The sequence below is a fragment of the Gallintestinimicrobium sp. genome, assembly GCF_046968865.1.
Classification (GTDB): domain Bacteria; phylum Bacillota; class Clostridia; order Lachnospirales; family Lachnospiraceae; genus Gallintestinimicrobium; species Gallintestinimicrobium propionicum.
In genome coordinates, this window is record NZ_JBKVPW010000011.1 from 1 (window position 1) to 13,425 (window position 13,425).

The 13,425-nt window shown below is 42.2% G+C and carries 13 protein-coding genes and 1 riboswitch; of the genes, 12 read left to right on the plus strand and 1 reads right to left on the minus strand.

The genetic code is table 11. The annotated features are described in order from the left end of the window. Positions 1-45 precede the first annotated feature (45 nt). Positions 46-612, plus strand: a complete 567-nt coding sequence (locus tag ACLTOQ_RS10430; protein ID WP_412319400.1) for a helix-turn-helix domain-containing protein — start codon at positions 46-48, stop codon at positions 610-612. Positions 613-840: 228 nt separating this feature from the next. Here the strand turns inward: ACLTOQ_RS10430 and ACLTOQ_RS10435 are convergent, their stop codons facing one another. After that, the gene (locus tag ACLTOQ_RS10435; RefSeq protein ID WP_349173962.1) at positions 841-2,055 is read right to left on the minus strand and encodes an ATP-binding protein; all 1,215 of its coding nucleotides are present in this window, start codon (positions 2,053-2,055) and stop codon (positions 841-843) included. A 573-nt stretch (positions 2,056-2,628) separates the two neighbouring features. On the opposite strand from ACLTOQ_RS10435, the gene ACLTOQ_RS10440 reads away from it, so the two are divergent. The 11 genes from ACLTOQ_RS10440 to ACLTOQ_RS10490 all read left to right on the plus strand — a co-directional run bounded on the left by ACLTOQ_RS10440 (position 2,629) and on the right by ACLTOQ_RS10490 (position 13,425). After that, a complete protein-coding gene (locus ACLTOQ_RS10440; RefSeq protein WP_412319153.1) occupies positions 2,629-3,318 on the plus strand; it encodes a TetR/AcrR family transcriptional regulator in 690 nt (229 codons plus the stop codon). A 32-nt stretch (positions 3,319-3,350) separates the two neighbouring features. After that, positions 3,351-5,324 carry a hypothetical protein gene (locus tag ACLTOQ_RS10445; RefSeq protein ID WP_412319363.1) on the plus strand — a complete coding sequence of 658 codons (1,974 nt, stop codon included), beginning with the start codon at positions 3,351-3,353 and terminating at the stop codon, positions 5,322-5,324. 550 nt (positions 5,325-5,874) lie between these two features. Next, on the plus strand, positions 5,875-6,216 hold the full coding sequence (locus ACLTOQ_RS10450) for an arsenate reductase family protein (RefSeq protein ID WP_021914345.1): 342 nt from the start codon (positions 5,875-5,877) through the stop codon (positions 6,214-6,216). 11 nt (positions 6,217-6,227) lie between these two features. Then, on the plus strand, positions 6,228-6,638 hold the full coding sequence (locus ACLTOQ_RS10455; protein WP_021914346.1) for a peptide deformylase: 411 nt from the start codon (positions 6,228-6,230) through the stop codon (positions 6,636-6,638). Next, a complete protein-coding gene (locus tag ACLTOQ_RS10460; protein ID WP_262587101.1) occupies positions 6,635-6,904 on the plus strand; it encodes a hypothetical protein in 270 nt (89 codons plus the stop codon). The genes ACLTOQ_RS10455 and ACLTOQ_RS10460 overlap by 4 nt, the downstream gene beginning before the upstream one ends. Positions 6,905-6,921: 17 nt before the next feature. Continuing rightward, a complete protein-coding gene (locus tag ACLTOQ_RS10465; protein ID WP_412319364.1) occupies positions 6,922-7,935 on the plus strand; it encodes a Fic family protein in 1,014 nt (337 codons plus the stop codon). A gap of 191 nt (positions 7,936-8,126) precedes the next feature. Then, positions 8,127-8,405, plus strand: coding sequence for a hypothetical protein (locus tag ACLTOQ_RS10470; protein WP_337598536.1), 279 nt, complete (start codon positions 8,127-8,129; stop codon positions 8,403-8,405). Positions 8,406-8,579: 174 nt separating this feature from the next. Further along, a riboswitch (purine riboswitch) is annotated at positions 8,580-8,674 on the plus strand. A 75-nt stretch (positions 8,675-8,749) separates the two neighbouring features. Beyond that, positions 8,750-10,117, plus strand: a complete 1,368-nt coding sequence (locus tag ACLTOQ_RS10475) for an NAD(P)/FAD-dependent oxidoreductase (RefSeq protein WP_412319365.1) — start codon at positions 8,750-8,752, stop codon at positions 10,115-10,117. Between the two features lie 176 nt (positions 10,118-10,293). Further along, positions 10,294-10,782, plus strand: a complete 489-nt coding sequence (locus tag ACLTOQ_RS10480; protein WP_412319366.1) for an amidohydrolase family protein — start codon at positions 10,294-10,296, stop codon at positions 10,780-10,782. A 310-nt stretch (positions 10,783-11,092) separates the two neighbouring features. Beyond that, a complete protein-coding gene (locus ACLTOQ_RS10485) occupies positions 11,093-11,770 on the plus strand; it encodes a phospholipase D-like domain-containing protein (protein WP_412319367.1) in 678 nt (225 codons plus the stop codon). Between the two features lie 110 nt (positions 11,771-11,880). Beyond that, complete coding sequence (locus tag ACLTOQ_RS10490; RefSeq protein WP_412319368.1) at positions 11,881-13,425, plus strand: DUF3427 domain-containing protein; 1,545 nt, start codon at positions 11,881-11,883, stop codon at positions 13,423-13,425.

A 13,425-nucleotide genomic window follows, 5' to 3' on the forward strand; every position in this document is an offset into this window, starting at 1 on the left:
GGCAGTCCATTATTAAGTTTTTTATTATGTTCCCTTTGTACACCGTTGCAAGCAAAAAAATATACTCAACGGGAATTGGCAGATAAGCTTAGTATCAGCGATAAAACAATCTCAAAATGGGAAAGGGGTAATGGTTTCCCAGAAGTATCATTGTTACTTCCACTTTGCAATGAACTAGAAATTACAGTAAATGAACTTCTATCTGGTGAAAGATTGCAAGCGATGGATTATAAAAAGAAAGCGGAGGAAAATATGGTGAATTTAGTGAAAGAAGCTCAAGAGAGTAAAAAGAAGATTATAATGTCTGCAATGGTTGGTGTTTTGGTAATTGTTGCAGCAGTACCTTTATTTGTTGTTGCGGGAATGTTTGAAATGCAGGTATGGACTAGAGTGCTATTGATGGGGATTGGATTTGTAATAATGGTAATTGGAATCGCTATTGCATGTGTATTAGACAGAGAAGCAGGAGCCTTTGAATGTCCTGAATGCAAGGAGCGATTTGTTCCTGATATGAAATCCTATGTTATGGGACCTCATACAATTACCAAAAGAAAGTTAACTTGTCCAAAATGTGGATGTACAAAATATTGCAAACATGTTTTAACCAGATAAGGTGAAACTTTCAGTTTATCTGACTCATAAACAATTTAATAATCGTTTTACACGGGGCTGTCGCACGTTAGTGCGACAGCCCCGTGCAGCTCTATCCGGTTTTACGATTCCCACTCGGCCTTGCGGGCTTCTCACCGCGCCGGTATCTACCGTCAGCGTACCGAGAAAAACGTCCTAAAAGCTCAGCTTGTAAACTTCTATAGACTCACCCCAAAAGCTGATTTCATTTTAATTCCATTCCTCTGCCAACAGGAAATCACGGATGTTGCGGTGCTTGATCCCGTTTCTGCTCATGTCGAACTCATCCAGAGAGACAACATATTTCGGGTAGTTATCGCGGATATTGTCATACGCGCCGAACTCACGCTGAACAGTCTCATCGGATGCCAGCAGATAGGCAACCTGAACATACAGTTTTTCTCCACTCTTGTCACATACAAAGTCGATCTCCTTGTCTCCGGTTCTCCCGACTGTAACTTTGTAGTCCCGGCGCAGCAGCTCCAGAAACACGATGTTCTCCAAAATGAGGTTGATGTCACGCATATTGCCGCCGAAAACAGCCTCCCGGATGCCGTGGTCGGCAATGTAATACTTCTCATTGGAGGCAAGGATCTGCTTTCCCTGCAAGTCCTCACGCTTGACCTGATAGAACAAATATGCATCGCAGCAGTATTTGATGTAGTTCAGGATGGTCTCCGGTGCAACGGTTCGCTTCTCGTTTTTGAGGAACTTCGCCAGAGAAGTTGCGGAGAAGGTCGTACCTACATTTGCAATCACATAAGCGATGATGCGTTCCAGCAGGTCCACGTCACGGATCTTGTTCCGTTTCACAATGTCCTTGAGCTGGACAGAGTTGAACAGGTCATGAAGGTAGAGCTTGGAAGGAGCATCCTCGTAGCGGATGTTGGCAAGGTACGGCATACCGCCGGATAGTAGATACTTCTGAAAGCATTTCTGGATCGGCTCATCCGGTGCGATGGGACGGTACAGTTCCAGAAATTCCGCGAAGGAGAATGGGTAAATAACGAACTCCACAAAGCGTCCGCCGAGATAGGTGGAAAGCTCACCGGACAGAAGTTTTGCGTTTGAACCGGTGATATAGATGTCGCAGTCAAGGGATACACGGAGGGAATTGATACACTTCTCCCAGTCTTTTACCTCCTGAATCTCATCAAAAAACAGATAGACCTTGCCGTTGATCTCTGCGGCTCTCTTCGTAATCTCATCATGCAGTGACTTTGCGGTTTGCAGATGAGAGAAGTTCAAATTCTCAAAGTTGATAGAGATGAACTGAGCGGAGCTGATACCGGACTCCACAAGCTCCTCTTTTATAAGCTCCAGCATGACTGATTTACCGCACCGGCGAATACCGGTCATGACCTTTATCAGCTCCGTTCCGATAAACGGACGGATGCGCTTCATATACATTTCACGTTTAATCACGATCATAAACCTCCTTGCCTGTGGTTGAACCTAGTGTAACACATTTACGTCTGAAACTCAAAGACATATTCATGAAAATATAAGATATAACTGATAAAATCTATATTTCTGCAAATTTCGACAGTTACGAACAAAAGTTTCTGAAGGGATTGCGCGATGAAATCCTCCGCTGCCCAGCGGAACCGGTAGAGCCGGAAGATAAGAGACCGGCTGCCCCTGCTGGCGTAGATCCTGAGCTTCTGGCAAAGATCCTCAGCAAATCCGGAGATGGCAGCCCTGCTGACGAGTCTGTGAAGATGTAAGGTAAAAATAAGATCTGTTGACTTTGGGAAGAATCCTAAGGGTGACAGATCTTTTTTTATGTTTTATTCTGCTTAGGATATACTAACCATAGCACTCGAAATAACATTGACAGATTTTGAAGATTGTTAGCAATATTAAATTCTGGTCTGTCACACTGCACTGGTACACGAACCAGAAACTCCTTGACAAGAACCTCTATTTCCTGCTATATTTGGTATATAGACCAGATGAAGAAACAAAGATAGTCACATAGAATAAGGACGGGGACAATTGGCAACAAGTTTAAGCGAACCAACAAAGAAACGCATCCTGCAGGTATGCGTAAAACTTTTCCTGGAGCAGGGGTACAAAAAGACAACTATGGCGGAAATCATCGCGAAGTCCAGCGTGTCCAGCAGCAGCTTTCAGAACATTTTCCGTGCAAAGGACGGCGTACTGACAGAGCTTGTGCAGTTCATGTTTGAGAATCAGTTTTCGATGGCAAGAAGTGCAGCGAGCACAAAGCTCCCTCCGGTCTATGTTTATGCAGTGGAAACAGCGATCCAGATGACGCTTACAGAGCTGAATGAAAACCTGCGGGAAATCTATATTGAAGCCTATACCCAGAAGGAAGCCTGTGAGTATATTCAGCGCGAAACAGCCAAAGAGCTGTATCAGATTTTCGGATCCTATCAGCCGGAGCTGACAGAGCGTGACTTTTACGAGCTGGAGATCGGATCTGCAGGCATCATGCGAGGTTACATGGCGCATCCGTGTGATGCAGAGCTGACATTGGAGAAGAAGCTTCGCTTATTTTTCACGATGAGCCTTCGGGCCTATAACGTTCCAGAGGAAGAAATCGGGCGGGTGATTCGATTCGTGGAGGGACTCGATATCCGCACGATCTCTGAACAGGTGATGCAGAAGCTGTTCAAAGCACTTGCCATGCACTATGAATTTTCATTGCAGGGGATAATGTAAAAAATGGAAAAGGAAAAGAGGGAGGAAACCCAATGAAGAGAAAAAAGCTGACAGCAAGTATGATCGCACTGGTCATGAGCGTAAGCCTGCCCATGACAACCTATGCCGCCAACTGGTATCTGGAAAATGGCAGCGTTACGGTAAATGCAGACAATTCCGGGCAGACGGTAACGCAGGGCAGTAGCTCTGCCGTGCCGGATGAGGCTCCTGTGATTACACAGCGGGAGAGCTCTGTAGAGACAGGAAACACAATTGCGATTAATGCGTCTGATAATGCAGCTGCAAATGTGACCATTAAGGATATCAATATTAAAAGCAGCAAGGATGCGATTGATGTTACAGGAAGCTCCAGTGCCAACATTACACTGGAGGGAGACAACAAGATCTTCTCTGAAACCGGCTCTGCACTGCATGTTTCGGATGGCAATGTCACCATAAACGGAAGCGGTTCTCTGAAGGCCGAGATTCAGGATGATCTTGGTTCTGACTATAACCATAATGCCAAGATCGGCAGCCATGAGAAGGAGGCCATGTCCGGCAACATCCATATTACAGGAGATGCAACCGTAAAAACAGATGACAATATAGCACCGAACTGCGGAGGAGACGGAGCAGGCATTGGCTCCGGCGAAGATGGGGAAATGTCCGGAAACATTGTCATTGACGGAAATGCGCAGGTTGAAGTATCCAGCAATGACCAGGGTGCGGGCATTGGCTCCGGCGATGATGGGAACCTAAGCGGTAACATTATGATTGGCGGGAATGCACAGGTTTCGGCAACCGGTGCTGAAGACAGCGCGGGCATCGGCACCGGAGATGACGGCCATTTCAGAGGCAGTATCACCATTGATGGAAACGCAAAGGTTACTGCCAAAGCAGGCGGAGATCACAGTGGTTCTGACGGCTCCGGTATCGGTGCTGGAGATGATGGGGATTTTACCGGGACAGTTACCATAGGCGGAAATGCTGCTGTGATTGCTGCAGGCTCGGATGAAGGCTGCGGAATTGGCGCTTCAGATGGTGAGAATATGAACGGCATCATCATCATTCGGGATCATGCAAAGGTCACTGCCTACGGCGGAGATCAGGGCGCAGCCATCGGTTCAGAGGATGAATGGGATATGACAGGAAAGATTATCATTGTCGGCAACGCCATTGTGAACACCGGAATGGTAGATAATGCAGGAAATGTTCTTTCGAACCGTATCGGCTATATTGGTGACGGGCAAGACTCCAACCATGATAGCAGTAAGGGACATTATATCCTTGGACCGGACGTAACGATCAACAGCCTGAGCGGAAGTGACACAGAAGCACTGAAGCAGTACGTCAATATGCACCTGGACAGCGAAGGAAACCCGACAAACCTGACGGAGCTGGATATCAGGATGGAAAATGGAATTTTTAAGGCAGAAGCAACCGGCGCGGGCAGCGTAGAAAAGGTTCTCTACAATGGCAGCGAAACTGTACCTGTTGCTCCCGGAAGCTATCCGGTAACCTGCATAATCAAGATTGACGGAAGCGAAATGGAACTTCCGATCGGAACACTGGTAATACCGGAGCCGGCATCTCCCGGTGAAACCGCAGCACCTGTGGAATACAGAATGCAGACATCTGCATCAGAGCCGGTACAGGGAAATGGAAAAAGCACAGGATACAAGGCTCCCGTACAAGGACATTTTTATCAGGTAGTAGGTCAGGACGGAAAAGCCATGATTTTTGCTACCGCGCAGAAGAAAGACGTGCTGGCAATTGCAACGGATTCCGATTTTGCCATGCTGACGGGAAAAATGGAGGACATCGAAGCGCTCAGAAAACAGGGCGTGAGAAGGATTATCTTCGCTACAAAGAGAGCAATCTCCACCTTCCTCCTTTCGGAGCTTCTTGAAAAGAGGGCATACGGAGAAATCTGGAGCCTCATCCACGATGGAGAGAACGTTGCGTTTACTGCAGTCGAAAAGAAGATGGATATAAGCAGTATTCTTACCCGGTTACAAACGAAATAAAAACTGATATAATAGGTACTGGTATTTGGAAACAGACATGACAGAAACAGGAAAGAGGACATGATTGGAATGTGTGGAGATCATGCTTTGCAGACTTTGCACAGATGATTTTCCGGTAAATTTTATAGAAGGATATCAGAGGGAACCCGGCAGTGGTCAGACAGCAGTCCTGACGCTGCCGGGTTGCTGTCTGAACAGTAACCATTTAGAGAAATTTCAGAAATTTATTTTCTGAAATAGATAACTCGTTTTAACTCGTAAATATGAATTAGAAAAAATTTTTAACTCGACAAATCGTTAATGAAAGCCGCTTGATGACTAAGCGGCTTTTCTAATACGTCATTGGATATTTCAGGTAATTACTGTATAATTGATATAAATAGTGATTTGTATATGGTTTCAATGTCTGATGGGCTACGTGTAGATTCTTTTTATGAAGACCAGCTCGAAAGAGCATGGTAGAATGGTTTGAAAAAATGCAGATATTAGTAGATGCTGATGCTTGTACAGTCATTTGAAAAACTTATATTGATGGCGAAGGAAAGATGATATGAATATACAGATATTCGGGACAAAGAAATGTAGTGATACAAGAAAAGCAGAGCGTTTTTTCAAAGAGCGTGGCATAAAGTATCAGTTCATTGATATGAAGGAAAAGGGCATGAGCAAAGGGGAATTCAATTCCGTAGCTCAGGCAAATGGTGGATTGGATAACATGGTCAACTGGGATGGCAAGGACAAGGATTTGCTTGCCCTTATAAAGTATATTGCTGCTGATGATAAGCTTGAAAAGGTTCTTGAAAATCCCCAGGTGATTAAGACACCAGTGGTTAGAAATAGTAAGCAATCAACCCTGGGTTATCTGCCGGATGTTTGGAAAAACTGGAATTAGAGGACAAGAATATGGTAAAAAAAATTATGCGGGATCCATTGTTTCTCGCTCAGAAATCTACAGATGCAACGGAGGCAGACCGACAGGTGATTACAGATCTGCTTGATACATTAAGGGCAAATCTGGATCATTGCGTTGGCATGGCAGCCAATATGATCGGTGTAAAGAAAAATATCATTGTGGTGGCAGCAGGTCCATTTCAATTTGCTATGGTAAATCCGGTTATTACAAAGAAGACCGGAGCATTTCAGACAGAAGAAGGATGCCTATCTCTGGAAGGGGTGCGTCCGTGTACAAGATATAAAGAAATTGAAGTGGATTTTTTGGATGCAGATTTCAAGAAGCAGCATGGCAAATATTCCGGTTGGACTGCACAGATCATCCAACACGAAATAGATCATTGTAATGGAGTTGTAATATGAAACCTAAGTCGCCTAAGAGCCTGGAACTATATGATATTATGATAAAACGGGGATATCCAGCGGAGTTTTGCGATCAAATAACGAAAAATCTTAACACCGACTGGACAGCCGGACGGATGATAGGTTATTTGTCCCATTACAAAAAGCTGCCGCTTGAGGAAATTGCAGATGAAATGCTTGCAATACTAAGTGACCGCAACAGAATTATGCAGAAACATGAAATGGAAGAAATCAATGCCAGATGGAATGAATATTTGAATGGATAGAGGATAAGGAGTAATACATGGACGGATATAAACCACCTTTTACAATTACAAATAGTATATTATCTCATGTGGCATCTGTATCTGAAAAAGTCGGGCGTATTACTGTAATGAGTAATATGGAAAACAAACCTCATCTAAGGAAAAATAACCGGATCAAATCCATTCATTCGTCTTTAAAGATCGAGGCAAATTCTCTTTCGCTAAGCCAGGTGCGTGATGTTATTAACGGGAAATTGGTTTTTGGAGAGGCAAAAGAAATACAGGAAGTAAAGAATGCATATAATGCCTATGAAAAAATAGCTGAAATAGATCCTTACAGCATAGAAGAATTAAAGAAATTTCATGGTATTATGACAAAATACATCGTAGAGGAATCCGGTGATTTCCGCAGTGGTGAAGAAGGTGTATTTAATGGTGAAGAGTGCATATTCATGGCTCCACCGGCACGCTTTGTTCCACAATTGATGAATGAATTATTTGGCTGGATGAAGAAAGAGAAAGATCAGATGCATCCGCTGATTTTGAGCAGCGTATTTCATTATGAATTCGTATTTATTCATCCTTTTACAGATGGCAATGGCAGGATGGCAAGGCTGTGGCATACAGCTATATTGGCTAAATGGAATCTTATTTTTGAATATATTCCGATAGAAAGCCAAATTGAAAAATTCCAGGATGATTATTATGATGCGATTGCAAAATGCCATGTAGAGGGAGAATCTACGGTATTTATTGAATTCATGCTGACTCAAATAGATAATACTTTAGCGGAACTTTTGAATCAGATGACAGATAGCGCCACGGATGACGCTATTCTTGACGCTGATGGCGCTAATCATGGTGCTGATCATATGGAAGGCAGATTGTTATCAGGCTTGAAACAGAATCCGTATATTACACAGACAGATTTAGCTAAAGAATTATCGTTGTCAAGGAGAACTGTCCAGAGAATCATGAAAGAACTGATGAATGACGGCAAGATAAAGAGAGTTGGTTCAACCAGAACAGGTCATTGGGAAATAAATGATTGATGCAGAGGCATAGTTTCGAGAAATGGAGAATATCAGTTATCATGTAGCAGCTGGATCTATTGATGAAGATTTGCTTCGAAGAATTCTTGCTGCAATACTAACCTGTACGTATGATTCTGATGAAGAACTCAAATTGGATATTTTTAATGCAATATCTGTGGACGATGTTTTTTATTGAGTGGAGTTGTAATATGAAACCTAAGTCACCTAAGAGCCTGGAACTATATGACATTATGATAAAACGGGGATACCCGGCGGAGTTTTGTGACCAAATAACGAAAAATCTTAATACCGACTGGACAGCCGGACGGATGATAGGTTATTTGTCCCATTACAAAAAGCTGCCGCTTGAGGAAATTGCAGATGAAATGCTTGCAATACTAAGTGACCGCAACAGAATTATGCAGAAACATGAAATGGAAGAAACCAATGCCAGGTGGAATGAATTTTTGAATAGCAAAAGAATATAGGAATATTTACATAGCCAGAGCTGCCTGATTATCGGTTCCGGCTATTTTTCTGCCCTTCTCCGGCTGCAGGTGTACATGCGGACTTGGGAAGGGCCTTTTCTATCCGCAATTTTCATTACAAATGGCCCGGTCATCTGTAAATAAAAAAGATTATGTTCTTGTATTAGAATGCTATTTCAGGTATAATAATTCGAGTATAAGTCTGCAAAAGGGGCAGACGTTTCTACCAACCGCCAAACTGGTTGACTACATTTTACGTAGTCAACCTTTTTTTATGACAATAGAATGCTCGCAGAGCGTGCATTCTATTGTTTATGAAAGAATATTTTATGGGAGAAAACATAATGTATGATGTTGTAATTGTAGGTGCAGGACCGGGAGGAATATTTACTGCATACGAATTATTAGAGAAAAGACCGGATTTAAGTATTGCTGTTTTTGAAATGGGAAATGAATTAACAAAACGCCACTGTCCGATTGATGGTGACAAAGTGAAATCTTGTATTCATTGTAAAAACTGTTCTATCATGAGTGGTTTTGGGGGTGCAGGTGCATTTTCTGATGGTAAATATAATATCACCAATGATTTTGGTGGGACGCTATACGAGTATATTGGTAAAAAATCTGCATTGGAATTAATGGAATATGTAGACAAGATCAATCTTGCGTTTGGTGGAGAAGGAACAAAACTGTATTCTACTGCAGGATCAAGTCTGAAGACACGCTGCATGCAAAATGGTTTACATTTATTGGATGCTTCTGTTCGTCATTTGGGAACAGATATTAACTATATTGTGTTGGAACATTTATATGATCATCTGAAAGAAAAGATTGATTTTCATTTCAATTGTTTCATTGATAAAGTAGAAAAACTGGATAGCGGATATCGAATCTATCATGAAGATTCCTATTATGATGGTAAAGAATGCGTTATTTCCGCAGGACGCAGTGGGAGTAAATGGATGGAAAATGTCTGTCAGGATTTGGGCATTAATACGAATTCGAATCGTGTGGATATCGGAGTTCGAGTGGAACTTCCGGCAGGAATCTTTGCACATCTGACGGATGAATTATATGAAAGCAAGATTGTGTACAGAACCTCAAAGTATGAAGATTTGGTGCGTACCTTCTGTATGAATCCAAAAGGAGAAGTCGTAAACGAAAATACAAATGGCATTGTTACTGTTAACGGTCACAGCTATGAGGATCCGGCAAAGCAGACAAATAATACAAACTTTGCGTTGCTTGTTGCAAAGCATTTTTCAGAGCCTTTCAAAGATTCTAATGGATATGGAGAAAGTGTTGCTCGATTAAGCAATATGCTGGGTGGCGGCGTGATTGTCCAGCGTTTTGGGGATTTGATCAGAGGCCGGAGAAGTACAGAAGAAAGAATCAGCGAATCCTTTACTGTTCCGACTTTAAACGCAGCGGCAGGTGATCTGAGTCTTGTCCTTCCGAAACGTTTATTAGACGGTATTATTGAAATGATCTATGCTCTGGACAAAATCGCACCGGGAACTGCCAGTGATGATACCTTACTGTATGGTGTAGAGGTAAAATTCTACAATATGGAAGTGGAGCTGGACCACAACCTGATGACTCGCCATGAAGGACTTTATATTATTGGTGATGGCAGCGGTATTACTCATTCTCTGTCCCACGCTTCAGCAAGTGGAGTATATGTTGCGAGACAAATTATTTCAAAAATGTAGAGGTGACTGGGACGGAGCAATAAAAATTTATGGAAAAATGAGATTAAAAAGGCAGTGATTTCCTGTATTTAGGGCTAGTCACAGCGTCAGCGGCTTGGTACTATAAGGATAATACAATATTTTTCGGTAGTTGCACCTTTGTTTTATTTCATTTCAATGCAAAAGGAGAAGCTGCTATGCAGAAAAACACAGAACATATCCCGAACCGAGACGATGTTAGTACGGCGATTTTGCAGCATTTGGACGGCCTCCGTGGAATTGATACCCATTGTCACCATTTACCGGATGACCAGTTTCAGAACATGGGGGTGAAATTCTTATACAATCACAGCTATTGCAACTGGATGGATGATCTCCTGGGACTTCTGCATAGCTATTCCAATGTCTATGCAGATCTCTGCTGGCTGCCCCTTATCAGCACATCGGCAGCGAAACGATTCCTGCGGGAAGCGCTGGAGATCGGTGGAAGCAATCGCATCCTCTGGGGCTGTGATACATGGACCTCTGAGGAAAGTTACGGTGCTGTTTTGGCATTCCGTCGGGTGGTGTCGGAAGTGCTCTCAGAGATGTGTCAGGAAGGCTACCTCAGCTGTGAAGAGGCCTGCTATACGGCTGGGCAGATCTGGCGCGGCAATGCGCTCAAGCTATTTGGCTTTGAAGACTGATGCAGGCAAGCGCAATCAGTTTGGCTGAATATCCTCATTTGTAAAATCAATATTGGTTCAGAGTTGGCGGAAGCTGAGAAAACCGATGGTGTAGACGGATAACAGTCAAAGCCATCGGTTTTCTTTATCCAAATATCGTGGAGCAGATGCTGCTGTGAAAAAGAATACACAATGTTGTGGTAACAAAAATAGAAATCGGATTTTAGGGAAGTTATTTATGACAATTTATTATAGGTAAGGTATAATAAAGAACAAGAGATTCTTTTTAATAGACATTTAGAAATTTGAAATAAGAGGAAGAATTAGATCGGTGAATGCGAATGTGATCAATGAATTGAAAAGCGGCCTGAGCGCCGCTTATATAAATGGTTCCTCTGCGGCAAATCTGGCGTATAAGCCGGCATTTGTATCGAATAATCCGGAAGAGGGGAAGAAGGTTATTTCATCCGTGGAGGATGAGCTGTTGCGCTGCGAAGAATTTCAGATCAGCGTTGCATTTATCACGATGGGCGGTGTGACACCACTCCTGCAGACATTAAAAGAGCTTGAAGAAAAGGGCGTTAAGGGGCAGATCCTTACGACAAATTACCTGAATTTCAGCGAACCGAGAGCACTTGAAAAACTCAATGGATTAAAGAATATTACATTGAAGATGTACGATGTGGAAGCAGCAGGAAATGGGTTTCATACGAAAGGATATATTTTCAAAAAAGAAGAAATTTACCGGATCATCATCGGAAGCTCCAATATGACAAGTGCGGCGTTGACGGTAAATAAAGAATGGAATACAAAACTGATTTCTACAGAAAGCGGAGAGATTGCAGAAGAAATTGTAGACGAGTTTCAGAATCTTTGGAACAGTGAGTATGCTTTACCCTATGATGATTTTTATGAAGTTTACAAAGAACGTTATAATATCGTAAAACACCAGAGAGAAATTGCCAAAAGCGAAGAAATCCTGTCGCTGGAGAAATATTCAATCTGCTGACCAGTGATGAGCGAGTAAGGCATATCATTGAGCAGTCAGAGTATTACGGATATAGCGGTGAGCGTGTAAAAGGACTTATTTTTTGCAGTCGTGTAAAAGAGTGCGAAGAATTGTCGAGAAAGTTTAATGCGCACGGATATCGAACAGTTGCTCTTAGCGGTAAGGACAGTGAAGAAAAACGGCAGGAAGCATTTGAGAGACTGGCAATGGAGGAAACGGATGCAACGCAAGAGATGCAGCCTTTGGATTTTATTTTTTCACGAGATATATTAAATGAAGGCGTGGATATCGTTGAGGTGAATCAGGTTATTATGCTTAGGCCGACCCAGTCTCCGATTGTATTTATTCAGCAACTGGGACGAGGACTTAGAAAGGCGCCTGGGAAAGAATACGTTGTTATTTTGGATTTTATCGGAAACTACAATAATAACTTTATGATTCCAGTGGCTTTATCAGGAGACCGGACTTATAATGCTGACGTGATCCGCAAATATGTCATCAGTGGAAATAGTACAATACCCGGTGCTTCAACGGTTCATTTTGATGAGATTTCCAAGGATAAGATATTTCAGTCTATCGACAAGATCAAAGGGATGAAAACACTGATCAAAGAAAGCTATGTTTCTTTGAAAAATCGGTTAGGACGGATTCCGCTTCTGTATGATTTCTATGAAAATCAGGAAATTGACCCACTGGTAATTATCAGAGAATATAAGACATATGATGCCTTTATGGTGGCGATGGAACAGGATAAATACAAGAATGTGCTAAACGAACAGGAGAAATTAACGCTGGAGTATTTGTCCAAAACGGTTCTTTCCGGAGTGCGTCCTGATGAGCTTGTAATATTAAGTCAATTGCTCCATAGAGATCATATCGCGGTGGCAGATTTTATAAAAGAGTATCAAAATACCTATGGAATTGAAATCAGCACATCCCGGGTAAAGGAAGCAGTCCAGGTGCTGCAGGGACATTTTGTAAGTAAAGAAGCAGAATATCAGAAATATTGTCAGATTGATATTCTGGAAAACGATCCGGCAGGAATGATCAAAAGACTGCAAAGCTATACGGAGAGACTTACACATATTCCGTTCTATACACAGGTAGAAGATATTATAAAAGTCGGCATTGCCAGATATAAGGAAAAATATTTACCGGGGATAAAATCGGAGGATCCATTTGTATTATACGAAAAGTATTCCAGAAGAGATGTAAGCCTTCTTATGAATTGTGGTAAGGATTTATCTTCTATTATGTATGGTATGAAACGAATTGAAAATGATGTTTTTATTTTTATTACCTATCACAAAGAAGAAAGTCAGGATGAAAAAAACTATGTCGATGGAAAACCGGATTATGCAGATGCCTTTGAAGATAATCTGATTTTTAAATGGGATTCTCAGATTGGGAAAGGTCTGGACAGTTCCTATATGAAGGATGTACTTGGAGCAGATAGAAAGCATTTATTTGTAAAAAAATCAGATGCGGAGACCAGCTTCTACTATATGGGACAATTTGATGTATTAGAAGCCAGAAATGCCCAAAAGGAAGATAATCGTGGCCGCATGCAGCCAATTACGAAGGTCACTATGAAAATGCATCATGCAGTGCGCGAGGATTTATTAAGATACTTACAGTCACATATTACGGCATAA

Coding starts and splice junctions, on each gene's coding strand:
- ACLTOQ_RS10445 (WP_412319363.1), top strand. CDS start 3,351: ATGAAGAGAAAAAAGCTGACAGCAAGTATGATCGCACTGGTCATGAGC.
- ACLTOQ_RS10450 (WP_021914345.1), top strand. CDS start 5,875: ATGAATATACAGATATTCGGGACAAAGAAATGTAGTGATACAAGAAAA.
- ACLTOQ_RS10455 (WP_021914346.1), top strand. CDS start 6,228: ATGGTAAAAAAAATTATGCGGGATCCATTGTTTCTCGCTCAGAAATCT.
- ACLTOQ_RS10460 (WP_262587101.1), top strand. CDS start 6,635: ATGAAACCTAAGTCGCCTAAGAGCCTGGAACTATATGATATTATGATA.
- ACLTOQ_RS10465 (WP_412319364.1), top strand. CDS start 6,922: ATGGACGGATATAAACCACCTTTTACAATTACAAATAGTATATTATCT.
- ACLTOQ_RS10470 (WP_337598536.1), top strand. CDS start 8,127: ATGAAACCTAAGTCACCTAAGAGCCTGGAACTATATGACATTATGATA.
- ACLTOQ_RS10475 (WP_412319365.1), top strand. CDS start 8,750: ATGTATGATGTTGTAATTGTAGGTGCAGGACCGGGAGGAATATTTACT.
- ACLTOQ_RS10480 (WP_412319366.1), top strand. CDS start 10,294: ATGCAGAAAAACACAGAACATATCCCGAACCGAGACGATGTTAGTACG.